At 63.4% G+C, this 24,456-nt stretch carries 20 protein-coding genes; 11 read left to right on the forward strand and 9 right to left on the reverse strand.

Annotated elements, in window-relative coordinates:
• Nucleotides 1–82 precede the first annotated feature (82 nt).
• The 4 genes from Q0602_RS23595 to Q0602_RS23610 are packed head-to-tail and all read left to right on the forward strand — an operon-like array spanning nucleotide 83 to nucleotide 4,369.
• On the forward strand, nucleotides 83–1,375 hold the full coding sequence (locus Q0602_RS23595; RefSeq protein WP_298848520.1) for an ABC transporter substrate-binding protein: 1,293 nt from the start codon (nucleotides 83–85) through the stop codon (nucleotides 1,373–1,375).
• A gap of 54 nt (nucleotides 1,376–1,429) precedes the next feature.
• Nucleotides 1,430–2,335 (forward strand): sugar ABC transporter permease, encoded by a 906-nt coding sequence (locus tag Q0602_RS23600; RefSeq protein WP_149435089.1) that lies wholly within the window; start codon nucleotides 1,430–1,432, stop codon nucleotides 2,333–2,335.
• Complete coding sequence (locus Q0602_RS23605; protein WP_298848523.1) at nucleotides 2,332–3,207, forward strand: carbohydrate ABC transporter permease; 876 nt, start codon at nucleotides 2,332–2,334, stop codon at nucleotides 3,205–3,207. Before Q0602_RS23600 ends, Q0602_RS23605 begins: the two co-directional genes overlap by 4 nt.
• A 7-nt stretch (nucleotides 3,208–3,214) precedes the next feature.
• Complete coding sequence (locus tag Q0602_RS23610) at nucleotides 3,215–4,369, forward strand: ABC transporter ATP-binding protein (RefSeq protein WP_298848525.1); 1,155 nt, start codon at nucleotides 3,215–3,217, stop codon at nucleotides 4,367–4,369.
• Nucleotides 4,370–4,396: 27 nt separating this feature from the next.
• Here Q0602_RS23610 and Q0602_RS23615 read toward each other — a convergent pair whose 3' ends face one another.
• On the reverse strand, nucleotides 4,397–5,833 hold the full coding sequence (locus Q0602_RS23615) for a PLP-dependent aminotransferase family protein (RefSeq protein ID WP_298848526.1): 1,437 nt from the start codon (nucleotides 5,831–5,833) through the stop codon (nucleotides 4,397–4,399).
• A 189-nt stretch (nucleotides 5,834–6,022) separates the two neighbouring features.
• On the opposite strand from Q0602_RS23615, the gene Q0602_RS23620 reads away from it, so the two are divergent.
• Both Q0602_RS23620 and gabT read left to right on the forward strand, forming a co-directional pair.
• Nucleotides 6,023–7,444: an APC family permease gene (locus Q0602_RS23620; RefSeq protein ID WP_295039519.1), complete on the forward strand. Its 1,422-nt coding sequence runs from the start codon at nucleotides 6,023–6,025 to the stop codon at nucleotides 7,442–7,444.
• Nucleotides 7,445–7,550: 106 nt separating this feature from the next.
• Complete coding sequence (gene gabT, locus Q0602_RS23625) at nucleotides 7,551–8,828, forward strand: 4-aminobutyrate--2-oxoglutarate transaminase (RefSeq protein WP_295039525.1); 1,278 nt, start codon at nucleotides 7,551–7,553, stop codon at nucleotides 8,826–8,828.
• Nucleotides 8,829–8,935: 107 nt separating this feature from the next.
• On the opposite strand, the gene Q0602_RS23630 is transcribed toward gabT, so the two are convergent.
• Nucleotides 8,936–9,409, reverse strand: a complete 474-nt coding sequence (locus Q0602_RS23630; RefSeq protein WP_298848529.1) for a GNAT family N-acetyltransferase — start codon at nucleotides 9,407–9,409, stop codon at nucleotides 8,936–8,938.
• A 109-nt stretch (nucleotides 9,410–9,518) separates the two neighbouring features.
• On the opposite strand from Q0602_RS23630, the gene Q0602_RS23635 reads away from it, so the two are divergent.
• The gene (locus Q0602_RS23635) at nucleotides 9,519–10,493 is read left to right on the forward strand and encodes a threo-3-hydroxy-L-aspartate ammonia-lyase (RefSeq protein ID WP_298848531.1); all 975 of its coding nucleotides are present in this window, start codon (nucleotides 9,519–9,521) and stop codon (nucleotides 10,491–10,493) included.
• A 192-nt stretch (nucleotides 10,494–10,685) separates the two neighbouring features.
• Here Q0602_RS23635 and Q0602_RS23640 read toward each other — a convergent pair whose 3' ends face one another.
• Nucleotides 10,686–10,994, reverse strand: a complete 309-nt coding sequence (locus Q0602_RS23640) for a hypothetical protein (protein ID WP_295039514.1) — start codon at nucleotides 10,992–10,994, stop codon at nucleotides 10,686–10,688.
• Between the two features lie 275 nt (nucleotides 10,995–11,269).
• Nucleotides 11,270–12,790 carry an aldehyde dehydrogenase family protein gene (locus Q0602_RS23645; RefSeq protein WP_295039512.1) on the reverse strand — a complete coding sequence of 507 codons (1,521 nt, stop codon included), beginning with the start codon at nucleotides 12,788–12,790 and terminating at the stop codon, nucleotides 11,270–11,272.
• 202 nt (nucleotides 12,791–12,992) lie between these two features.
• On the opposite strand from Q0602_RS23645, the gene Q0602_RS23650 reads away from it, so the two are divergent.
• A complete protein-coding gene (locus Q0602_RS23650) occupies nucleotides 12,993–13,391 on the forward strand; it encodes a hypothetical protein (RefSeq protein WP_298848534.1) in 399 nt (132 codons plus the stop codon).
• A 241-nt stretch (nucleotides 13,392–13,632) separates the two neighbouring features.
• Here the strand turns inward: Q0602_RS23650 and Q0602_RS23655 are convergent, their stop codons facing one another.
• From Q0602_RS23655 to glyQ, 4 genes are all read right to left on the reverse strand, one after another.
• Entirely contained in the window at nucleotides 13,633–15,720 is a 2,088-nt protein-coding gene (locus tag Q0602_RS23655) for an AsmA family protein (RefSeq protein ID WP_298848536.1), read from the reverse strand.
• Between the two features lie 143 nt (nucleotides 15,721–15,863).
• On the reverse strand, nucleotides 15,864–16,436 hold the full coding sequence (gmhB, locus tag Q0602_RS23660; RefSeq protein ID WP_298848538.1) for a D-glycero-beta-D-manno-heptose 1,7-bisphosphate 7-phosphatase: 573 nt from the start codon (nucleotides 16,434–16,436) through the stop codon (nucleotides 15,864–15,866).
• A 265-nt stretch (nucleotides 16,437–16,701) separates the two neighbouring features.
• On the reverse strand, nucleotides 16,702–18,768 hold the full coding sequence (glyS, locus tag Q0602_RS23665; protein WP_298848542.1) for a glycine--tRNA ligase subunit beta: 2,067 nt from the start codon (nucleotides 18,766–18,768) through the stop codon (nucleotides 16,702–16,704).
• A gap of 2 nt (nucleotides 18,769–18,770) precedes the next feature.
• Complete coding sequence (gene glyQ / locus Q0602_RS23670) at nucleotides 18,771–19,730, reverse strand: glycine--tRNA ligase subunit alpha (protein ID WP_295041166.1); 960 nt, start codon at nucleotides 19,728–19,730, stop codon at nucleotides 18,771–18,773.
• 181 nt (nucleotides 19,731–19,911) lie between these two features.
• Here glyQ and rfaD point away from each other — a divergent pair, with 181 nt between their 5' ends.
• The gene (rfaD, locus tag Q0602_RS23675) at nucleotides 19,912–20,883 is read left to right on the forward strand and encodes an ADP-glyceromanno-heptose 6-epimerase (RefSeq protein ID WP_298848546.1); all 972 of its coding nucleotides are present in this window, start codon (nucleotides 19,912–19,914) and stop codon (nucleotides 20,881–20,883) included.
• Entirely contained in the window at nucleotides 20,876–21,895 is a 1,020-nt protein-coding gene (waaF, locus tag Q0602_RS23680; protein ID WP_298848548.1) for a lipopolysaccharide heptosyltransferase II, read from the forward strand. The genes rfaD and waaF overlap by 8 nt, the downstream gene beginning before the upstream one ends.
• Nucleotides 21,896–21,966: 71 nt before the next feature.
• On the opposite strand, the gene Q0602_RS23685 is transcribed toward waaF, so the two are convergent.
• A complete protein-coding gene (locus tag Q0602_RS23685) occupies nucleotides 21,967–22,923 on the reverse strand; it encodes a glycosyltransferase family 8 protein (RefSeq protein WP_298848550.1) in 957 nt (318 codons plus the stop codon).
• A gap of 83 nt (nucleotides 22,924–23,006) precedes the next feature.
• Here Q0602_RS23685 and Q0602_RS23690 point away from each other — a divergent pair, with 83 nt between their 5' ends.
• Nucleotides 23,007–24,179 (forward strand): glycosyltransferase, encoded by a 1,173-nt coding sequence (locus Q0602_RS23690; RefSeq protein ID WP_298848552.1) that lies wholly within the window; start codon nucleotides 23,007–23,009, stop codon nucleotides 24,177–24,179.
• The last annotated feature ends 277 nt before the right edge of the window (nucleotides 24,180–24,456 follow it).

Raw genomic sequence — 24,456 nt, forward strand, 5'->3', positions numbered from 1 at the left:
ACCCCACCAAGACATCGAATAAAGTGGGCCGTTTCGTAAAAGAACGAGATACCGCTCCCCAACAAGAAGAGGAATCGAAGGGATGCACGCCAATCGAAACAAGACCGTCATGAATTGCCTGGGACTGGCTCTGCTGCCATTTGCGTTGGCGCTGCCGACGAGTGTGCTGGCTGCCGATACCGCCGCCAACGGCGAGGTCGAGGTGCTCAACTGGTGGACCTCGGGCAGCGAGGCCAAGGCGCTGGGCGCGCTCAAGGATGGGCTGTCGGATCAGGGGATCGGCTGGAAGAACATGCCGGTGGCGGGCGGCGCCGGCACCAACGCCATGGCCGTGCTGCGCTCGCGCATCACCTCGGGCAATCCGCCGACGGCGGCCCAGGTGCTCGGCTACGATGCCCAGGACTGGGCCGAGCGCGACGCCTTGAGTTCGCTCGACGAGGTCGCCGAGGCGGGCAAGTGGGACGAGGTCTTCCCGCAGCCGCTGCAGGAGTTCGCCAAGTACGATGGCCACTGGATCGGGGCGCCGTTCGAGATCCATTCGACCAACTGGGTCTGGGCCAACAAGGCGTTGATGGATGAGCTGGATATCGAGCAGCCCAGGACCTGGGAGGATTTCATCGCCTCGCTGAAGAAGGCCAAGGACGCGGGCTACACCGGCCTGGCCTACGGCGGCCAGCCATGGCAGGACACCACGGTGTTCGAGAACGTGGTGCTCGCCACCGGGGGCGCCGACTTCTACCGCAAGGCGATGATCGACCTGGATCCCGAGGCGCTGAACTCCACCACCATGGCCCAGGCGTTCGACCACCTGCGCGAGCTGCTGAAGTACAAGGATGACAACTCGCCCGGCCGCGACTGGAACCTGGCCACGGCGATGGTCATCAACGGCAAGGCGCTCTACCAGATCATGGGCGACTGGGCGAAAGGCGAGTTCCTCAATGCCAATCTCGAGCCGGGCAAGGACTTCATGTGCTTCCGCACCCCGGGCACCCAGGACGCCGTGACCTTCAACAGCGACCTGATGATCATGTTCGATACCGATGACGCCCAGCAGCAGCAGATGCAGCAGGCCATGGCCACGATCATCGGCTCGCCCGAGTTCCAGATCGCCTTCAGCCAGATCAAGGGCTCGGTGCCGGCGCGCATGGATCTCTCCGCCGACAAGCTGGACGCCTGCGCCCAGCGCGGTTACGAGCAGGTCAAGGCCGCGGCCGAGAACCACACGCTGATGGGCAGCATGGCGCACGGCTATGCCGCGCCGGCGTCGGTCAAGAACGCCGTCTTCGACATCATCTCCTCCTTCGTCAACAGCGACATGCCCAGCGACGTCGCCGCCGAGCAGCTGGCGATGGCGGTGCAGGGCGCAACGTCCTGATGATCGGCCCCGCCGTCAGGCGGGGCGTCTCGTTCACGAGCCGAGAGTGATGTGATGTCCAATGCTTCTCCGGAGCGGGACGGCGGAGCGCGGGAGCGCCTGCAGCGCTGGCTACCCAAGCTGGTGCTGTCGCCTTCCTGCGTTCTGGTCCTGTTCTTCGTCTATGGCTTCATCGCCTGGACCAGCTACATCTCGTTCAGCGACTCCGGCATGATGCCGGACTACACCTGGGTCGGCTTGCACCAGTGGTCGCGGTTGTGGACCTCCTGGACCTGGGGGATCGCGCTGCACAACATCTGGGTCTTCGGGCTTCTGTATATCGTCAGTTGCATCGTGCTGGGCCTGATACTGGCGATCCTGCTCGACCAGCGGATCCGGGCCGAAGGCGTGCTGCGCACCATCTATCTCTACCCGATGGCGCTCTCCTTCATCGTCACCGGCACCGCCTGGCAGTGGTTTCTCAACCCCGGGCTGGGGCTGGAGAAGACCATGCACGACCTGGGCTGGCAGAGCTTCAGCTTCAACTGGCTGATCGATTCCAACATGGCGATCTACACCGTGGTGATCGCTGCGGTCTGGCAGGCCACCGGCTTCGTCATGGCGATGTTCCTGGCGGGGTTGCGCGGCATCGACGGCGAGATGATCAAGGCCGCGCAGATCGACGGCGCCCCGGCCTGGAAGATCTACGCACGGATCATCATCCCCCAGCTTCGACCGGTCTTCCTGAGCGCGGTCGTGGTGCTGGCGCACCTGGCGATCAAGAGCTTCGACCTGATCGTGGCGATGACCGGTGGCGGGCCGGGCAATGCCACCGCGGTGCCGGCGACCTTCATGTACTCCTACGCCTTTTCGCGCAACGAAATGGGCATCGCCGCGGCCAGCGCGGTGTTCATGCTGGCGGTGATCGCCGCGCTGATCATCCCCTATCTCTACTCCGAGCTGCGGGAGCCCCGATCATGAGTGCCGCTTCCCCCACCGCACGCCGGGGTCTCGCGACCCGGGCCGTGCTCTACGCGATCCTGGCGCTGTTTGCGATCGTCTATCTGATGCCGCTCTACGTGATGCTGACCACGTCGTTCAAGACGCTGGAGGAGATCCATCAGGGCAACATGCTGGCGCTACCCGGCCAGTGGACCCTGGATCCCTGGCGGGAAGCCTGGGGCAGCGCCTGCATCGGTCTCGAGTGCAACGGCGTGCACGGCTACTTCTTCAACAGCATCAAGATCGTGGTGCCGGCGGTGCTGATCTCCGGGCTGCTGGGCGCGTTCAACGGCTACGTGCTGACCAAGTGGAAGTTTCGCGGCCACAAGATCGTATTCGGCCTGATGCTGTTCAGCTGCTTCATCCCGTTCCAGATCATTCTGTTGCCGATGGCCCGGGTGCTGGGGATTCTGCATCTGGCCAACAGCACCGGTGGGCTGGTGCTGGTCCACATCGTCTACGGCATCGGGTTCACCACACTGTTCTTCCGTAACTTCTACGCCAGTTTTCCGGATGAACTGGTACGGGCGGCGCAGCTCGATGGCGCCGGCTTCTTCACCATCTTCTTCCGGATCCTGCTGCCGGCCTCGGTGCCGATCATCGTGGTCACCATCATCTGGCAGTTCACCAACGTCTGGAACGACTTCCTGTTCGGCGTCTCGTTCGCGTCCGGCGACAGCGCGCCGATCACGGTGGCACTCAACAATCTGGTCAACAGCTCCACCGGGGTGAAGGCCTATAACGTCAACATGGCGGCAGCGATGGTGGCGGCGGTGCCGACGCTCATCGTCTATATCCTCGCGGGCAAGTATTTCCTGCGCGGGTTGATGTCGGGATCGGTCAAGGGCTGAGGATCACATGAGCTTTCTGCATATCAACAACGTTCACAAGCGCTTCGGCGAGACCCATGTCCTGAAGGGCATCGACATCGCGATCGAGCAGGGCGATTTTCTGGTACTGGTGGGGCCGTCGGGCTGCGGCAAGTCGACACTTTTGAACATGATCGCCGGACTCGACTCGATCAGCGAGGGCGAGCTGCTGCTCGACGGCCGCTGCATCAACGACGTGCACCCCTCCCGGCGCGATATCGCCATGGTGTTCCAGTCCTACGCGCTCTATCCGAGCATGACGGTGGCGGGCAACATCGGTTTCGGGCTGGAGATGCGCAAGGTCCCGCGCAAGCAGCGCCGCGAAGCGGTCGACCGGGTCGCCAAGCTGCTGCAGATCGAGAACCTGCTCGACCGCAAGCCGGGGCAACTTTCCGGCGGCCAGCGCCAGCGCGTGGCGATGGGGCGGGCGCTGGTGCGCGATCCGCAGCTGTTCCTGTTCGACGAACCGCTGTCGAACCTGGATGCCAAGCTGCGCGTCGACATGCGCACCGAGATCAAGCAGCTCCACCAGCGCCTCGGCACCACCATCGTCTACGTCACCCACGACCAGATCGAGGCGATGACGCTGGCTTCGCGGATCGCCGTCATGCGTGGCGGCGAGCTGCAGCAGCTGGGGACGCCGCAGGCGGTCTACGACGATCCCAACAACCTGTTCGTCGCCGGTTTCATGGGCTCGCCGTCGATGAACCTGATCAAGGCGCGAATCGTCGAGCAGGGTGGGCTGCCGGTTGCCCAGGTGGCGACGGACGATTCCACCCTGACGCTGCCAGTCGTGCGCGACCGTGACGCACTGCGCGACTGGTGCGACCGCGACGTCATCCTGGGCCTTCGGCCCGAGGCGATCACCGACCCGGCCAGTGCCAATCATGGCGAAGGCAACATCCACGAAGCGGAACTGCCGGTCGCGCTGGTCGAGCCGACCGGGGCGGATCTCTACGTGGTGACGACGCTGGGCGGGACCCACGTCAATGCCCGCATGCGCCCCGGCACGCCGCTACGCTCGGGCGAGCGAACCCGGTTTGCCTTCGACGTCTCGCGCATGGTGGTGTTCGATCCCGACTCCGAGCAGCGCATTCGCGACGAGCGCACCGCGGAGACCACGCCGCTCGAGGAGACGGCCTGACGGGAGGAGGAGGGCGCCGAGCGCCGCTCAGCGCTGCAGGGCGACGAACTCGCGGATGCCCTCGGCCAGGCGCCGCCCTTGGCGTTCCAGCGCTTCGCCTTCGACCATGCCGACGCCGAGTATCAAACCGCGTCGAGGATCCCCCGGCCCACAGACCCGGCTCAGCGGCCGGGCCACCAGGTGATGCCGATTCAGTAGATGCTGCGACAGGCGCTCGTCGTCGAGGGTCGGAGCCAGCGACAGACTCAGGCTGATATTGCCGGCCGGAGGCGAGATATCGGCGACGCCTGGGGTGCCGACCAGCAGCTCGTGCAGTCGCTGCTGGCGCTCCAGGTAGGCTTGCGCCATGCGCCGACACCAGCGGTCGAGATCGCCATCGTCGATGAACGCGGCGAGTACCGCCTGATCGAGCAGGCGGCCTTCGCGAAAGACACCGGTGCGCACCCGGTTGATGGCGGTGCTGAGCCCCCTCGGCACGATCAGGTACCCCAGACGCAATCCCGGAAACATCAGCTTGGAGAACGAGCCGATCAGGATCTGGTTGCCGGTTTCCGGGTCGAACGCCAGCTCACGATGATCGCCGTCGCCGAACTCGTAGTCATCCTCCAGGATCCAGTCCGGTTCGAGAGCATCGATCAATTCTTGTTTGTGAGCACTTACCGATGCCACACCCAACGGATAATGGTGGGTGCCGGTGAAGTAGAGCAGTCTGGGGCGTGGCCGAGGCAGGGCGCCGACATAACCGTGACGCGGCTCCCAGATGGCGTGGTCTATCTCGAGGCCGCCGGCCTGGAAGACGTTGCGCGCACCCCAGTAGAACGGCGAATCCATGACCGCGCGATCGCCGTCATCGGCCAGCGTCAGCGCGCATAGCTGCAAGCCGTGATGGGCGCCCTCGGTGATGACGATCTGGTCCAGCCCACAGTCGATGCCTCGCCACCGGGCGAGATAGCCGGCGATGGCACGTTTCAAGGGGCCGTAGCCGCCCGAGGCGTAGGAGAGCAGCAGCGTGTTGTGGGGGACGGTGATCCGGGAGTAGAGCTGGCGCCAGCGGGCGATGGGGAAGTGCGCGATATCGGGAACGCCTGGCACGAAGGCACCGCTCTGTAGCGGGCTGGCCCCCACATCGTGCAGCAACTCGCCGGCGCGGCGGGAAATCGGCCCGATCTCGGCAACCCGTCGCCCCCGCCCGGGTGAGTGCTTGCATACCCAGGTGCCCTTGCCGTGGTCGGTCACCAGATGCCCCTGGCGGATCAGATTCTCGATGACGCCCGCCAGCGTGTTGCGGGCCATGCCGAGCGCGTCACACAGCGTGCGATGCCCGGGCAGCCGCTGGCCGTCCTGCCACCGCTGCTCGATCAGCGTCAGCAGGGTCTGCTCGAGACGGCAGTACTTGGTCAGATGGTCGGGCTGGGCCAGGTAGCTTTGCCGGATATGGTCCAGCGCCTGACGACGGTCGTCCATGGCCTACCTCACGAGAGACGCGGAAACGTCCGCGGATTATGGGGGGAGAGCCCCATGTGGTCCACCGCCATCGGGAAGTGGTCTAGTCCCGGTCACGCATCGGGGTGATAGCGTGGCGTCAGGGCCGACTCCCGCGGTCGACCGACCCCGGGGTTCGGCCTATCAAAAACAACCTGAAGAGACCCACTCATGTCGAACGCTTCTCAACCCCCGGAGCTCGTGCGAGTCCTCGCACGGGCCGATGTCCTAGCCCTGGCTTTCGGCGCCATGATCGGTTGGGGCTGGATAGTCCTCACCGGTAGCGCCATCCTCGATGGCGGTAGCGTGGGCGCGATACTCGCTTTCGTCATCGGCGGCATCGCGGTGCTGCTGGTGGGGCTGACCTATGCCGAGCTGGCGTCGGCGATGCCCCAGGTCGGCGGCGAGCATGTCTACAGCTATCGCGCGCTCGGCCATTTCGCCTCGTTCGTCTGCACCTGGAGCATCGTGCTGGGGTACGTCAGCGTGGCGTCGTTCGAGGCGGTGGCGCTGCCGACGGTCGTCGAGCACCTGTTCCCCGGCTATGCCGTGGGCGACCTGTGGACCGTCGCCGGCTGGGACGTCAAGGCGACCTGGGTCGCGGTGGGCGTGCTCGGTTCGCTGGTGATGATGGCCGTCAACTACGTGGGGATCTCCACCGCTGCGCTGCTGCAGAAGGTCGTCACCGGGCTGATCCTGGTGGCGGGGGTGATGTTCGTGACCGGATCGCTGTTCACCGGCGACGGCGGCAACATGCAGCCGCTGTTCGCCAGCGGTGAACACGGCGCCGTCGGCGGCATCGTGGCGGTACTGGTGCTGGTCCCGTTCCTGTTCGTCGGTTTCGACGTGATTCCCCAGGCGGCCGAAGAGATCAACCTGCCATTCCGCGATATCGGCAAGGTGCTGGTGCTCTCGGTCATCATGGCGGTGTGCTGGTATACCCTGATCATTCTCGGCACCAGCCTGATGCTCGACAACGAGGCGCTGCAGGGCAGCTCGCTCAGCGTCCCGGACGCGATGACGGCGGTGTTCGATGGGGCCTGGGCGGGCAATCTGATGGTGCTGGCGGGCATCGCCGGGATCATCACCAGCTGGAACGCGTTCTACATCGGCGGTTCGCGGGCGATCTATGCCCTGGCGCATTCCGGCATGCTGCCCGCCTTCCTGGGCAAGCTGCATCCACGCTACAAGACCCCCACCAACGCGATCATCCTGATCGGCGTGCTCTCCACCGCGGCGCCTTTCTTCGGACGTCCGGCGCTGGTCTGGCTGGTCGATGCCGGCGGCCTGGGCATCGTGCTCGCCTATCTGTTCGTGGCGCTGTCGTTCGTCATCCTGCGCTATCGCGAACCCGACATGCCGCGCCCCTATCATGTCGGTGCCGGCAAGCTGGTCGGTGTGCTGGCGGTGCTGCTGTCACTGGGCATGACCTGTCTCTACCTGCCCGGCAGCCCGTCGGCGCTGACTTCCATCGAGTGGTCCATCTTCGGCGGCTGGATGATCGCCGGATTGGCACTGTACGGATGGGCCCGGCGGCACTACGGTCGAGAGATGGGCGATCGCCTCATTCGGGCAGCCTACGATAAAGCCTGATCCCGATTTCATGGCGCGCCGCCTGCCGAAACCGACGACGACGCGCGATTCACGTTAGCGGCACCCGATGCCGTGTCAGGAGGAGTGTTCCATGGCTAATGCATCCATGACCAATGCAGAACTCAACGAACTCAAGCAGCGCTACGTGGCCAGCGGTGCGGCCAGCCCGGCGGTCGAGTTCGCCGCGCGGGCGGAGAACGCCGAGCTCTGGGACGAGGATGGCAAGCGCTTCATCGATTTCGCCGGCGGTATCGGCGTGCTCAACATCGGTCACCGCCACCCCAAGGTGGTCGAGGCGGTCAAGGCCCAGCTCGACAAGGTGATGCACACCTGCCAGACGGTCATGCCCTACGAGGGCTACGTGCGGGTGGCGCAGAAGCTCAGCGAGGTGACGCCGGTGCGCGGCCACGCCAAGGTGATGCTGGCCAACTCCGGTGCCGAGGCGCTGGAAAATGCGGTCAAGGTGGCCCGTGCCGCCACCGGGCGCTCCAGCGTGATCTGTTTCACCGGCGGCTATCACGGCCGCACCTTCATGACCATGGCGATGAACGGCAAGGTCGCACCGTACCGCACCGACTTCGGCCCCATGCCCGGTCAGGTCTATCGTGCGCCCTACCCGGTGCCCTCCATCGGGGTCAGCGAGGAAGAGGCCCTGCGCCATCTCAAGATGACGCTGAAGACCGATGCCAACCCCAGTGACACCGCGGCGATCGTGATCGAGCCGGTGCTGGGTGAGGGCGGTTTCCATGCGGCGCCGGCAAGCTTCCTGAAAGCGCTTCGCGAGATCTGCGACGAGCACGGCATCCTGCTGATCGTCGACGAAGTGCAGTCCGGCTTCGGGCGAACCGGCAAGCTGTTTGCCATCGAGCACAGCGGCGTCGAACCGGACATCATCACCATGGCCAAGAGCATGGCCGACGGCATGCCGATCTCGGCGGTGGTGGGAACCGACAAGGTGATGGACGCCTCCGGCGGCAATTCGCTGGGCGGCACCTACACCGGTAGCCCCGTTTCCTGCGCCGCGGTACTGGCCGTGCTGGAGGTGTTCGAGGAAGAGCGCATCCTGGAAAAGAGCCAGGCGCTGGGCGAGAAGCTCCGGGTGCGCTTCGACAAGTGGCAGCAGGATTACGCCGGCGTCGCCAACGTGCGCAACCTGGGCGCCATGGCGGCCTTCGATCTGGTCACCGACAAGAAGAGCGGCGTGCCCAATGCCGAGCTGGCGGGCAAGCTCTGCAAGACCGCTCGCGAGCGCGGCCTGATCCTGCTCTCCTGTGGCCTCTATGCCAACACCATCCGTTTCCTGATGCCGGTCACCATCAGCGACGAAGTGCTGGAGGAGGGTCTCGACCTGATCGAAGCGATGCTGAGCGAATTCGGCGCCTGAGCTGAATGATCCCTGCCCCGCGGGGCGGGGCGGATACGCCGAAAAGAAGCCGACGCTGCGGTTGCAGCGTCGGCTTTTTCGTTTTTCGCTTCCATTGAAGTTAGTGCTTACTTACGATTCGCGTCGGCCAATCGCTGCATATCGATATGGGGGATGCCGTCCTCCACATAGATCTCGCCGACCGGCTCGAACCCGTGACGACCGTAGTAGGCTTGTAGATGTGCCTGGGCGGATAGCCGGGCGTGGCGACCCGGCCACAGCGATTCGATTCGCGTCAGCGCGGCTCGCAGCAGGTCGTGGCCCAGGCCGCCACCGCGGTGGGCGGGGTGGATGACGACGCGACCGATGGAGACCGCTTGGTTGACTGGATCGGGTGCCAGCAGGCGCAGGGTGGCCGCGAGCCGACCCGCCGCCAGGACCTGCAAGTGGTGCGTCGATGCCGCCAGATCGTGGCCGTCCAGCTCCTGATAGGCGCACTGCTGTTCGACCACGAACACGGCCTCGCGCAGCGACAGCAGGGTGTACAGCCTGGCAGGGTCCAGCTTCGGCCCGGTCTGCCATATCCACTCGTATGATGTCATCTGTCCCTTTCCTCGCGGCCGTTCAGCCATCATGATCGATGGCACTTCGGCTGGCATATTACGCAGCGTGCCACGGAATGTCAGTGGCGACGGCGACAGGAGAGAGGGCATGAGCAACCTGGCGATCGATTACGACGATGTGGTGGCGGCACACCGGCGGCTGGCGGGCGTCGCCCACCACACCCCCGTGCTGCGTTCGACGACGGCCGATGAGCGCAGCGGCGCATCGCTTCATTTCAAGGCGGAACATCTCCAGCGCATCGGCGCCTTCAAGTTTCGTGGTGGCTACAATGCCATCAGCCAGTTCGACCGCGACCAGAAGGCGGCGGGGGTGATCGCCTTCTCCTCGGGCAACCATGCCCAGGCGATTGCGCTCTCGGCCAGGCTGCACGGCATTCGCGCGGTCATCGTGATGCCGGAGGACGCACCCGCGATCAAGATCGCGGCCACGCGGGGCTACGGTGCCGAAGTGGTGCTCTATGATCGCTATACCCAGGATCGCGAGGCGCTGGGCCGGGAACTGGCCGAGGCCGAGGGCTTGACGCTGATCCCGCCGTTCAACCACCCCCATGTGATGGCAGGGCAGGGAACCGCCGCCAAGGAGCTGTTCGATGATGTCGGTGAGCTGGATACGTTGATCGTGCCGCTGGGCGGCGGCGGGCTGTTGTCCGGCTGTGCCACGGTCGCCAGGGCGCGCTATCCGAGCTGCCGGATCATCGGGGTCGAGCCGGAAGCCGGCAACGACGCCCAGCGAAGCCTGGCCCGTGGCGAGATCGTCTCGATTGCCACCCCGCGCACCATCGCCGATGGCGCCCAGACCCAGGCGCTGGGCAGCCTGACGTTCCCGGTGCTGCAGCAGTGCGTCGACGAGATCGTCACCGTCACCGACGCCGAGCTGGTCGACACGATGGACTTCCTGGCCGGTCGCATGAAACAGTTCGTCGAGCCGACCGGCTGCCTGGCGGCTGCGGCGGCCTTCGGTGGCCGGATGCGGATAGCGGGTCAGCGTGTCGGGATCGTGCTCTCCGGAGGCAACATCGATCTGCACCGGTTCGCTGAGCTGATTCCGTCGGCCCGCCACTAGACTTTGTACGAAAACTAGCTGCGCTCGGCAATACGGCGTTAAAAATCGGCTGGAACGCCAGCCCGGTCAAAATGCTCATTTACACCCCGTAAACTGGTTCGCCAGCCCGGTCCGTTTTCGCCGATTTTTGCCTTGTCTTGCCTTCGCTCGCTGACTTTTCGTACAAACCCTAATCCGTCTGTCCGGGGCGAATCAAAGTTGCGGCGAAAGCTCTCGCAACAGCGATCGGGTGATCTCCTGCCACTCGTCATCGAGACTCTGGTCCGGCACCTGGCGCCCCGCCTGCCGATACCAGTAACCGGCGTTGGCGACATCGCCTTCCCAGCGGTGAAGATAGGCGTGCACCCAGGCTGCGCGGGAGCCGGAGGCGGAGTCCACCTGATCGTGTGCCTTGGACCACTCGGACTTGCCGGCCCACCACAGGGCGCGAAGCTCGCGACCCAGATCGGGGGGTGGGGACGGTCGATCGAGACTGCCCAGGAAGGTCGTCATGTTGGTCATGGCGTGTCCTCGCTTTAGCCTGTCCGTGTATCTCACTGTAATCGAGCGAAGATCGGCCCGATACAACGTGGATCAAGCCGGCGCCCGCGAACCGGACGTATCGAAGGGGCTCGTCGGTGCGCCGGAGGGGCTGCCGATCGTCGCGAACGGAAGGTGGGAGGACGCCAGGCAGGGGCGGGAAGGCGGCGGAACGAGCGCGACGAGATCATCGGGTTCGTCGTCTGTCCAGCCAATGGCTCCGGGGCCCTTGCGGACCCCGGAACCCGTCGGTCGATCTAGAAGAAACCCATGGGGTTGATGTCGTAGCTGATCAGCAGGTTCTTGGTCTGCTGATAGTGCTCCAACGCCATCTTGTGGGTTTCCCGCCCCACACCGGACTTCTTGTAGCCGCCGAAGGCGGCGTGGGCCGGATACTGGTGGTAGCAGTTGGTCCAGACGCGACCGGCCTGGATGCCGCGGCCCATGCGATAGGCGCGGTTGATATCGCGGGTCCAGACACCGGCGCCCAGTCCGAATTCGGTGTCGTTGGCAATGGCCAGGGCTTCTTCCTCGTCCTTGAAGGTCGTGACCGAGACCACCGGGCCGAAGATCTCCTCCTGGAACACGCGCATCTTGTTGTTGCCCTTCAGCAGCGTGGGCTGGATGTAGTAACCCCGGGAGAGATCGTCGCCCAGCGATTCCCGCTCGCCGCCGGACAGGAACTCCGCACCTTCATCCCGCGCCACGTCCATGTAGGACATGATCTTGTCGAACTGCTCCTGCGAAGCCTGGGCGCCGACCTGAGTCTCGGTATCGAGGGGGTGGCCGCGCTTGATCTTCTTGACCCGCTCGAGGACCTTGGCCATGAACTCGTCGTAGATGCTCTCCTGGACCAGGGCGCGGGAAGGGCAGGTGCAGACCTCGCCCTGGTTGAGGAAGCCCATCACCAGGCCTTCGGCGCACTTGTCGATGAACGCCGGTTCGGCGGACATGACATCCTCGAAGTAGATGTTCGGGGACTTGCCGCCCAGCTCCACCGTGGAGGGGATGATGTTCTCGGCGGCACATTTCATGATGTGCGAGCCGATGGGCGTCGAGCCGGTGAAGGCGATCTTGGCGATACGCTTGCTGGTGGCCAGTGCCTGACCGGCTTCCTCGCCGTAGCCGTTGACGATATTGATGACGCCCTTCGGCAGGAGATCATGGATGATCTCGATGACCTTGAAGATCGAGACCGGGGTCTGCTCGGCGGGCTTGAGCACGACACAGTTGCCGGCGGCCAGCGCGGGTGCCAGCTTCCAGGTGGCCATCAGGATCGGGAAGTTCCAGGGAATGATCTGACCGACGACACCCAGGGGTTCGTGGAAGTGGTAGGAAGCCGTGTTGTCGTCGATCTCGGCGGTGGTCCCTTCCTGGGCCCGAATGCAGCCGGCGAAATAGCGGAAATGGTCGATCGCCAGCGGGATGTCGGCTGCCAGCGTCTCGCGCACGGCCTTGCCGTTGTCCCAGGTCTCGGCGACCGCCAGCATCTCCAGATTCTGCTCCATGCGGTCGGCGATCTTCAAAAGCAGCGTCGAGCGCTCCTGGACGGACGTCTTTCCCCAGGCCGGCGCGGCCTTGTGGGCGGCGTCCAGCGCAGTGTCGATATCCTTCTGGCTGGACCGGGCGACTTCACAGAAGACTTCCCCGGTAACCGGGGTGATGTTCTCGAAGTATCGCCCTTCGGCCGGCGGTATCCACTCACCGCCGATGTAGTTCTCGTACCGCTTCTCGAAGCCAACGATGGCATCGGATGTATTGGGGTTGGCGTAGCGCATGATGAGCGTCTCCGGTTGGTGGCAGCGACCTCTGGCTTTCCCTCCCAATCTGCGCTCTCCACTACATTCATGCCATTACGCTTTAGGCGACTCTCGCCGCCCCCCGGAGGCGGCGGTGGGTTCGACCAATGGCCAACGGTCAGGAAATACGCTGGTGGTACCATGGACCGTGTGGTTCAGCGACCTAAAGGAGGGTCTGACCATGTTCCAGACTCAGCAAGAGAATGCCCGGAATCGCCCGCTGACCGACGACAGCGGCTGCTGTCAGATGAGTTCGATCAACCTGCTGGACGATAGCGTCTCCACGCAGAAAGAGGTGCAGGACCGCAATGTGCTGCAGCTCTATTTGCTGACGGTCCAGGTGAGGGCACTGATGGACGTGGCCTGCCATCAGGGGCACGCCGAGTTCCTGACCGAGCGTCTACGCTTCCATACCGAGCAGCTGGAATCGCAGTTTTCCAATCTGGTGAACAAGCACAAAGGCGCTTCGTACACCCGCCATTTCTATGTTCAGCAGCAGCAGCGCTTCGACGCCGAGATCGAGAAGCTCATCGGTGCGCTGGAGTCGCTGGGCGAGCAGTATCGCAAGAACCCCCAATAAGATCCTTCCCCCTGAAATCCGCCACGGTGAATGGAGTTCCGCCATGGCGGATTCCGTGTCGTGGCGGTCTGTGTCCACGAATCATCCATAGCGGCGCTGCGCGTGCGTCCAAGCCCTTGTATCGGCGGGCTATTCCCCGCCTTCGTCTTCCCTGGTGTCGAGTGGGTTGCTAGTTGCAAGCAGGGGGGGCGTGTTTCATGTGGAACATGTCGATGGCGAAGTTCCACGTGAAACACTCATCTCACGGAGCCGAGTCGGCCTGAATCTGACTCAGGAAGTCGTTGCATGGGGTGGTTTCATCGGCGCTCGGCGATACCAGCGCCAGCAGCGCGGCAGCGGGCGTCGCGACGGTTCCCAGGAATGCACCCACCGCGCCCCGCGCCAATAGCGACCCGGCATCGACCCCCGGTGACGGATTCTTCATCGTGCCGTGCACGTAGAGCGGCGAGCGCAGGGTGAACACGCGCGCGCCCTTGCTCTCCGGTTCGATATTCAGATCCAGGCCTTCCGTCTTGAAGTTGACCATACCGTCGATTCGGATCAGGGCGTTCTCTGTGTCGATGACGAAGAAGCGGGTCGTCGCCAGGCCGTCATCGACCTCCAGGTTGGTGGCTGCGCAGTTGATATTGACCTGCTCGTCGCCGAACAGTTGGCCTACGAGATAGTTGCCGACGTTGAGGCCAGCGAGTTCCATGAGGTTCTGGCTGATGACGCCGTCGCTGACCAGCATCTGCAGACTGCCGTCGCTGCTGCCTAGAATGGCGGCCACCGAGTTGCCCGTGCCACTGAGCGTGGCGTCGCCATTGAGCTCGCCGCGGCTGTTCTGCATCAGGTCGACATCGGGAAAGAGCTCGCTGAGCAGCAGGCGGCGAATGTGCATGTCCACGCGACTCTGCATCGGCTCCTGGCCACCATCGAGGCGCAGCGTGGTATTGAGATTGCCGCCGGCGACACCAAAACGGAGCGGATCCAGCAGAATTTCGCCGTCTTCGAGGGTGACGTGGGTATAGAGATCATCCAGCGGCAGCGAATCGCCGTGCTCGATGCGCTGAGCCGTGAACTTGACGTCGGCATCCATGGTTCGCCACTGCTCGGTCTGGAATTCGCTGACCGGCAGCACCTTGTCCGGCGGCTGCTGGTTTTCTCCGCTCTGGCTGTCGTCTTCGCCCTGATCCTCGCCTCCGCTATCGGCACCGATCAGCGGTGCCAGATCGGCGAATCTCAACTGACGTGACACGACTTCACCCGTGAGGGACGGCCGCGGCTCTCCGAGCAGATAGGTGAGATCGCCATGGATATCGCTGTCTCCGATCTGGCCGTCAAAGTCCTGGTAGCGAAAGGAGAGCGCTTCCTGGCTGTTCAGGTTTGCGGTGAGGTGTCCTCGGGTGGAATAGGGTGGCGTATCCGGCAACGTCACGCCGATCACATTGTAGAGATCACCCAGGTTCTGGCCCGAAAAACTGAGATCCATGTCGATCTTCTTGGGAGCGAGTGGATCGGTGAGCGTGCCGTTGACCGCCACGCGAGTCGCACCCGCCTGTAGGTCAGCCTGTACGGGATAGGCGGCGCCGCGCTGGCGTAGTGCCGCCAGGCCGCCCAGCCGGCCACTGCCCTCGAATGTCTGATTCCGGTAGCTGCCTTGGGCGCTCCAGCCGAAACGATAATCGTCGATCTGCTGATCGGCGACGGCCTGGCCGGCGGCGCTTTCGCTATCGGTCAGCTCGCCGAAGGCGATCGGTTCGCCCAGTAGCTCTACCGTGGCATCGACATCGGCCGCGAGCGTGGCATCCTGGTAATGAACGTCGATGGGGTCGAACGCGATCTCTCCCACGTCGACGGTCCAGCTGCTTTGCTGGTCACTGCCGTCATCCGGCTGCGATGCGTCATCGCCGGCACCGAGATCGAACGTCCAGTTATCACTGCCATCCTGGAGGCGGACCAGTGTCGCTTCGCCTCCGGTGAGCTCGATATGGGGTAAGGAGAGCGTCTTGTGCAGCAGGGGTAGCGGTGACAGCACGATGTCGAGTGCTTCGAGGCTCGCCAGGTCGGCGTCGGTGACCGCTTCAGGGCTACCCACGTGGATATCCTCGGCACGCAGATGCGGCCATGGCACCCAGCTATGCCAGCCGGACTCGTCTTCGGGGCGCTGCCAGGCGAGACTGAGGTCTCCCTCGATGGCGAAGGGGCGCTGAATGGCATTCGACACGCGCTGATTGATGGTCGGCTTCAGGCGGTTCCAGTCGAAGGTGAGAATGACGATGATCATCGCTGCCAGGATGACCAGCATGACCGCCACCACCCAGAGGCTGATCTTCTTTCCCAGAGTCATGTCCGTAAGCCCGTCCGTTGGGGATATCCCAAGGGTAGTTCAGGACTAAGGTTCCGTTTGTGATTTAACGTGACGACTCCCTTTCCACCGTGATGACCTGTTTCACGTGAAACACATCTTGCCCGCCGTTTCGGGTAGGGAAGTCATGACTGGCTCTGATCCCCGGTGATCTGGTCGCCAATGAGTCTGGTCACGAAATCGTCGAGGTCCCGACAGATCCACGTCGAGGGAAACGCCGACCGCACCTGATCGATATAGCGCTGACCCTTGCCGGTTTCGACCAGCGCCGTATGGCAGCCCGCCGCAATGCCGGCCTGGATGTCGCGCAGGCTGTCGCCGACCATCCAGCTCTCCCCGAGGCTCGGCATGTCGAGCTCCCGTTGCAGTTGCAACAGCATGCCTGGCCCGGGCTTCCGACACTCGCACCCGACTTCCGGGCGATGAGGGCAATGGAGGATGCGGGCTATTTCGCCGCCAGCCAGACGGGCCCTTTCCCTCATGGATTCGTGGATGACAGCCAGGGTGTCTTCGCTGTAATAGCCCCGGCCAACGCCGGACTGGTTGGTCGCCACGGCGACCGTCCAGCCCGCCGCCCCCAGTCGCGCAATGGCGCTGAATGCCGTGGGGTAGGGGTGCCACTCTTCCACGGACTTGATGTAGGCATCGGAGTCCTCGTTGATGACACCGTCACGATCCAGAATGACCAGTTTCTTCACGCTGCACTCTCCTTGGGGGCCACCATCCGGGAATCCACGACTTCCCCGTATGGCGATAGTTAACCGGACTCGCTTTGAGTGGTAGAAAATGTTCCACGTGAAACATCGGGCTCGGGCCTGATGCTCGCTATGTCCCGCCCGGTGCGCACCTGAGCTCTGGTGACCAGTAACGTTATCAAGTTCGAGTGCAAAAAAACCCGGCATCCTGATCGTGGGTCAGGATGCCGGGCCTGGCTGTTTCACGTGAAACAGTGAAGCCGGCGGACTACTGCTGCAATTCCGAGATGTCGGCAATCTCGAGGAACAGCGCCTGCAGGCTGGCCAACAGCGCCAATCGATTGGCCCGCACGGCGTCGTCGTCGACTGCGACCATGACCTCGTCGAAGAAGCGATCCACCGGTGCCCTCAAAGTCGCGAGAATATCGAGAGCCTCCGCGTAGGCCGCTTCCCGGAACAGGGGCTCGACCTGGCTCCGGCAATCGTTGACGGCATTGGCAAGGGCGATCTCGGCCTCTTCCCCGAGGAGGCGCGCATCGACATCGATACCGGCATCGTGTGCCTGCTTGGCCAGGATGTTCGATACCCGTTTGTTGGCAGCGGCCAGGGCGGCAGCCTCTTCCCGCTGACTGAAACGGTGGACGGCGCGCAGGCGACGGGCGAAATCCAGAGGGCGCGTCACCGGTCGCGCGCGTACGGCAAGGTAGACGTCCACCGGGAAGCCTTCGTCCTGAGCCCAGGCGCGGAAGCGGTCGAACATGTAGGCCATGACGTCGTCGACCAGGCCTTCGGCCTTGGGCAGGGCCCGGTGCTGGGACGCGGCGAGTTCCAGCAGCTCGCGCAGGTCCAGATCCAGCTCACCCTTGATCAGGATGTTGAGCACGCCGATGGTGGCGCGGCGCAGGGCAAACGGGTCCTTGGCGCCAGTGGGACGCTGGCCGATGCCGAAGATGCCGGTCAAGGTGTCCAGCCGGTCCGCCAGAGCGATCGCCATGCCGGTGGACGTGCTCGGAATCCCGTCACTGGCGAAGCGCGGCAGGTACTGCTCGTGGATGGCTTCGGCAACGGCTTCCGGCTCGCCGTCGTGACGGGCGTAGTAGGTGCCCATGATGCCCTGCAGTTCGGGGAACTCGAGCACCATCTCCGTGACCAGATCGCACTTCGCCAGTTGGGCGGCGCGGGCTGCCGCCTGGGAGTCTCCGCCTATCTTGCCGGCGATGAACCGGGCGACGACCTCGCTGCGCGCGGCCTTGTCGGCGAGGGATCCCAGTTCGCGCTGGAACACGACGCTGGCCAATGATTCGCGGCGAGCCTCCAGTGTCTGCTTGCGGTCGGTCTCGAAGAAGAAGGCGGCATCGGCCAGGCGCGGGCGGATGACCTTCTCGTTGCCGTAGATGACCTGCTGGGGGTCCTCGCTGTCGATGTTGGCCAGCGTAATGAACTGTGGCTTGAGCTTGCCGTCGGCATCGAGCAGGTGGAAGTACTTCTGATTGGCCTTCATCGACGAGATCAGACACTCGGCGGGCACTTCGAGAAAGCGTTCGTCGAAGCTGCCGGTGAGCGCCACCGGCCATTCGACCAGGCCATTGACCTCCTCGAGCAGGTCGTCGTCGATGACCGCGTGGGCATCGTGCACTTCCGCTTCGGCCAGCACCTGCTCGCGGATACGCTCGCGGCGGCGTTCCAGATCCACCAGCACGTAGGCATTCTCGAGGGCGGACTCATAGTCGTCGGCGTGGGCGAGTTCGATGGGAGCGGGTGCGTGGAAGCGGTGACCTCGCGTCGTGCGACCGGACTCCAGGCCCAGCAGGCTGGCCGGCACGACCTGGTCGCCGTAGAGCAGCACCAGCCAGTGAACCGGACGCGAGAACTCGATGCGCGAGGCGCCCCAGCGCATGTTCTTGGGCACCGGCAAGGCGTTGATGGCGGCACTGACGATAGCGGGCAGCAGCGTCTCGACGGTGTCTCCCTGCTGTCGTTCACGGTAGCCGAGCCAGGTACCCTTGTCGCTCTCCAGGTGGATCAGTTTGTCCACCGTAACACCGCAGGAACGCGCGAAACCCTCGGCCGCCTTGGTCGGCTGGCCGTCCTTGTAGGCCGCCGCCAGTGCCGGGCCGCGCTTCTCGACCTCCCGGTCCGGCTGCTTATCGGCGAGGGCCTCGACCCGCACGGCGAGGCGCCGCGGAGAGGCGAGGGCATGTGCCGTGCCATGGGGGATCTCCGCCTCGTCGAGCCCCTTGACGACACCGTCGCGCAGGGCGAAGGCGAGGTTGGCGAGTGCACCCGGCGGCAGCTCTTCGACGCCCAGTTCGATCAGTAGCGTGTTGACTGCCATGCTCATGCGTCTCCCTGTTGAGTTTCTGATGCCTGCGTGAGCTCCCGACGCAGCGCTTCGGGCGCCAGCGGAAAGCCGGCGGCTTCCCGTGAGGCGTAGTAGGCGTGAGCGACGTCACGGGCCAGGGTACGAACCCTCAGGATATAGCGCTGGCGCTCGGTCACCGAGATGGCGTGGCGGGCGTCCAGCAGGTTGAAGGTGTGGGATGCCTTCAGTACCTGCTCGTAGGCCGGCAGCGGCAGATTGGCCTCGAGCAGCTTGTTGCACTCGCTCTCGCAGTGGTCGAAGGCCTCGAACAGGTAAGGCACGTCGGCATGCTCGAAGTTGTAGGTCGACTGCTCGACCTCGTTCTGCAGGTAGACGTCGCCATAGGTGACGCGAGTGCCGTCCGGGGCGATCGTCCAGACCAGGTCATAGACGCTGTCGACGTCCTGCAGGTACATGGCGATCCGCTCGAGACCATAGGTCAGCTCGCCGGTAACCGGATAGCACTCGATACCGCCGGCCTGCTGGAAATAGGTGAACTGGGTCACTTCCATGCCGTTGAGCCAGACTTCCCACCCGAGCCCCCAGGCGCCGAGGGTGGGTGATTCCCAGTTGTCCTCGACGAAGCGGATGTCGTGAACCCGCGGATCGATCCCCAGCCGCTCCAGCGAGCCCAGGTAGAGATCCTGCAGGTCCTTCGGCGATGGCTTCATTACCACCTGGAACTGGTAGTAGTGCTGCAGACGGTTGGGGTTTTCCCCATAACGGCCGTCGGTGGGGCGGCGCGACGGCTGGACGTAGGCGGCATTCCAGCTCTCCGGGCCGATCGAACGCAGGAAGGTGGCTGGATGAAAGGTGCCGGCGCCCACTTCCATGTCGAGGGGCTGCAGCACGACACAGCCCTTTTCCGCCCAGTATTGCTGAAGGGCCAGTATCAGCCCCTGAAAGGTTTTCGCATCTGCCGTCGGGTCTGTCATTGACTGCGCACCGTTGCCCATGAATTCGTGAGCCGCCAAGTATACAATTAGCGCTCAATCGGTTATAGGCACCGGCGACGATCGGACTTTATCGTTGGCGGAACGTCATCGAACGTCGGGCGACTTGCGGGGTCGGAGTCGTCATGCCCGATAACCGGGTCGATCGAAGAGGAGTTACGACATGATCGTTGTCACTGGCGGGGCCGGCTTCATCGGGGCCAATCTGGTCAAGGCACTCAACGCACGCGGCCATCAGGACGTCATGGTGGTCGACGATCTCAGCGATGGCACCAAGTTCGTCAACCTGGCGGACTGCACGCTGGGGGACTATCTCGACAAGGGCGAGTTCCTGGCCCGGGTGAAGGCAGAGCTCAGCGGCGAGATCGGTGGCCTGCCGCCGATCGAGGCGATCTTCCATGAGGGCGCCTGCTCGGATACCACCGAGTGGGATGGGCGCTTCATGCTCGAGAACAACTTCGAATACTCGAAGGTGCTGCTCGAGTACTGCCAGGCCAAGCGGATTCCCTTCCTCTATGCCTCTTCCGCCGCCACCTACGGCGGCAGTGAAGTGTTCGTCGAGGACCCCGCGCATGAGAAGCCCCTCAACGTCTACGGCTACTCCAAGCTGCTGTTCGATCAGTATGTCCGTGCGCGCTGGGACGATTTCGACAGCCAGGTCGTGGGCTTCCGCTACTTCAACGTCTACGGCCCCAGGGAACAGCACAAGGGCAAGATGGCCAGCGTCGCCTACCATCACCACACCCAGGTGCAGCGCGGCGAGAATCCCAAGCTGTTCGGCGCCTGGGATGGCTATGAGGCCGGGATGCAGAGCCGCGACTTCGTCTATGTCGGCGACGTGGTGGACGTCAATCTGTGGTTCCTGGACAACCCGGAGGTGTCCGGCATCTTCAACCTGGGCACCGGTCGCGCCGAGCCGTTCAAGGCGATCGCCGAGACCGCCATCGATTTCTATTCACACAAGGACGGGGCAAAGGTCGAGATCGAGTACATCGACTTCCCCGATGAGCTCAAGGGGCGTTACCAGAGCTACACCCGCGCCGATATCGGTCGCCTGCGCGAGGCGGGTTACACCGCCAAGTTCAAGACCGTCCGCGAAGGGGTCTCCAGCTATCTGGAATGGCTGAATGGCTGATTCGCCGGTCGCCGCGCCCCGGTTTCTCGTCGTCGGCCCCTCCTGGGTCGGCGACATGGTCATGGCGCAGAGCCTGTTCATCACGCTGAAACGGCGCCATCCGGCCGCGACGATCGGCGTGCTGGCGCCGGGTTGGTCGCTGCCGATCCTCGAGCGCATGCCGGAAGTCGACGAAGCCATCGCGCTGGACGTGAAACATGGCGAGTTCGGCTGGAAGACACGGCGCGGTGTCGCACGCTCGCTGAGGGGGCGCTTCGATCACGCCATCGTGCTGCCGCGTTCGCTGAAGTCGGCACTGGTTCCGTTTCTGGCCGGTATCCCGCGCCGCACGGGTTTCACCGGCGAACAGCGCTACTGGCTGCTCAACGATCGCCGCAAGCTCGACAAGGCGGTCCTGAATCAGACCGTGAAGCGCTTCGTCGCGCTGGGGCTCGATGCCAGCACGGCGGCCAGCGGCGATTTCGAAACGCCGTATCCGCGACTCAGCGTCGACTCTCGGCATCAGGACCAGCTGCGGGAGTCACTCGGGCTGGGGGAGCGGCCCGCCATCGGGATGATGCCCGGGGCGGAGTACGGCCCGGCCAAGCAGTGGCCGCTCGACTATTTCCGTGAACTGGCCGAATCCCTGATCGCGCGCGGCTACACCGTCTGGGTGCTGGGCGGCCCCAAGGATGTCGAGGCCGGCGACGTCATCACCCGGGAGCTGGGTCATGCCCACAATCTGTGCGGCAAGACCCGGCTGGCGGATGCCGTCGACCTGCTGGCCGCCTGCCAGCAGGTGGTCACCAACGACTCCGGGCTGATGCACGTGGCCGCTGCGGTCGGCACCCGCATCCAGGCGCTCTACGGCTCGTCGTCGCCCACCTATACGCCGCCGCTGACCGACAACGCCGATATCCATTATCTGGCGTTGTCCTGCTCGCCCTGTTTCGAGCGCACCTGCCCGCTGGGGCACCGCAACTGTCTCAAGCAGATGTCACCGGAGAGTGTACTAATGAAAATTCACACCTAGTGTTGTAATGCAGATTGCTTGGAGGTCCGCAGTGGCGATGATGTTCTTTGCATTGTTGAGAGATATCTGCATTATTTCTGCGGTGGTATGGTGTAGTCGATAGAGCCTGATTTTCTGTTTCGGGAAAAATTCTTGATGTGTTTTTCGACTTGCCAAAGGCGATTCAGCTTTTCCATGGCCGTGACTTTGTTTACGTCGCTTGCATCGGGAAAAAGCTGATTGGAAATGTCCATGTAGGTCTGTTTATAAGGATGAAATGTAGAAAATTTCCATGGTTTGCTTTTGGCTAGAAAATGGATGATCCCCGGTTCTCGTAATGCCGTGACGAATTCTTGGTGCGGGTAACCGGTTTGGACGGTCTTGTTCTTCTCGACTTTACTCCAGGCGCTAGGCTGGAGGTTCCAGCAAAGAGGGAGGCGTGTCCATCGATGGCGAAATACTAGATTGAGGACATCCTGGTCCAGATACTGCAGGCGTTCGTTCAGCGTATCCATACGTTCGAACAAAGAGGCTTCGATATTGCTGTCACGCCAGGCGGCCAAATCGATGAGAAGTACGCCGGCATTGAAATAATCCTGTCGGTCAATATCAATATCCTTTGGCGAGACGCCAAGGTTTTCGACGGCCCCTATGATATTTCCGTCCAATGGGCTTTGCCAAAGCTCCACGATGTCCCGGGCGACAAGTAAGTCACAATCGAGATAGATTATCTTGTTCAAATGGCTCGGCACCAAACTGGCCACCGCCAATCGATAGTAAGTGGCAATTCCATATCGTTTCAATGGAAATCCCTGGAATCTTTTTTTATCCGGCACTATCCAGGTCAGGGTGGCTTGGTAATCGGCTACCAGGCTTTCTAGCCGTGATTTCGTGGACGGTGATATACCCGCGTCCAGGATGTAGAAGTCCAACAGCTCCGGGCGTGCCGTCTTATCCAGACAGGAAAAGATGACTACGCCCATCCAGAGGGCATAATTCTCATCACTTGCCAGCACCAAACTGACCCTGCCTTGAGCTGTCTGAGCCATCGTTTCACCGAGATGTGCGAGAATGGACGGGGAGTCATATTGCCTGTCCCATCAACGCTAAGCAAAGAAGTGCTAGAGCCATCATGACCCAGAGAGTATTGCTGGTCGTCCGCAAGCTGAGTATCGGCGGCATCGAGCGTGTCACCGTCAACCTGGCCAACGTGCTGGCCAGAGAGGGGCACGACGTCCATGTGCTGGTGCTCAAGGGGGGGCACGAACTCGCTCCCGACGACGCGGTGACAGTCCATCGTCTCGACTTCGACAAGGCGTTTCGCAAGACCGGGCTGGGGCTGGCTTACGACCTGGTCACGCGGGCGCTGCTGAAGCCACTCCTGCCGGGGTCGGGTTTCCTGTGGCGCGGTCTCTATGGCGGCCGTTACCTTCAGCGATTCGTCGCCAGGCTCGAGGGCGAACACGGCCCCATCGATCGCGTCATCATGCGCGGGCAGGGCGCGTTCGAGACGGTCTGGTCCTGGCGCGATCCGCGCTTGTGGCAGGTGACGGTCTCCTGGCCCGGGAGCGAGGGGGGAAAGCTTAAGGGTTTCTACCTCCGGCGCCTCTACGAGGGCAAGCAGGTGGTCTGCAATACGCCCAACGTGCGGGCGCAGCTGGAGAAGCAGCTCGGCCACCATGGGATTCACCCTCGTCGGTGGGCGACCATCATGAACCCGTGCGACATCGAGGCGATCCGTCGCCAGGCCGAGGAGCCGGTGGAGCTGCCGGCCAGGCCGTTCATCGTCCACGTCTCGCGACTCTCGGACGTCAAGCGCCAGGAATGGCTGATCCTGGCCTATCTCGAGGCAGAGATCGAAGAGGATCTGGTCATCGTCGGCGATGGACCGAAGCGGGAGAGCCTCGAGAAACTCGTCGAGGAGCGGGGGGCCGGTGAGCGGATCCATTTCATCGGCAGCCGGCCCAACCCCTACCCCTGGATGAAACACGCCCGGCTCTTCGTGCTGAGCTCGCGCAGCGAAGCGTTCGGTATCGTGCTGGCGGAGAGCATGATCTGCGGCACGCCCTGCGTGGCGGTCGACTGTCCCGGCGGTGTGCGCAACGTGCTGATTCATGACCAGGCGCGCCTGATCGCCGACAACACCGTCACCGGCCTGGCGACCAAGATCCGGGAAGGGCTGGCGAATCCGCCATCGCTGGAGGCCGACCCGGAGCTGATCGAGCGATTTCGGGATACCCGGATCATGCAGCAGTTTCTCGACCTGCCGACGACGGGCGACGTGACGGGCGAGCGGAACGAATAAGCGAGAAATTTAGTAGCACGCTTATTAATATGCTATGCTAGGCTGAATCGATCGCGAACAGTGTTTGATAACACCGCTCTCTTCCCTTCGACCGTGTAGATTGCCCATGTCGTGCGCTTCCCGGCCCCCATCGTCAGCTGTCCCGCCTCTGCCCGCCGAGGGCGGCGCGTTCAGTGAACTGCTCGACCCCCGCATGAAGTGGGGCGTTCGTCGGGCACGCTGGCAGGCGGCGTTGCGCGACGGGGTTCAACGTGGCCTCGGTACGCCCCTGGAAGAA

Source organism: uncultured Salinicola sp. (assembly GCF_937921195.1).
Lineage (GTDB): Bacteria > Pseudomonadota > Gammaproteobacteria > Pseudomonadales > Halomonadaceae > Salinicola.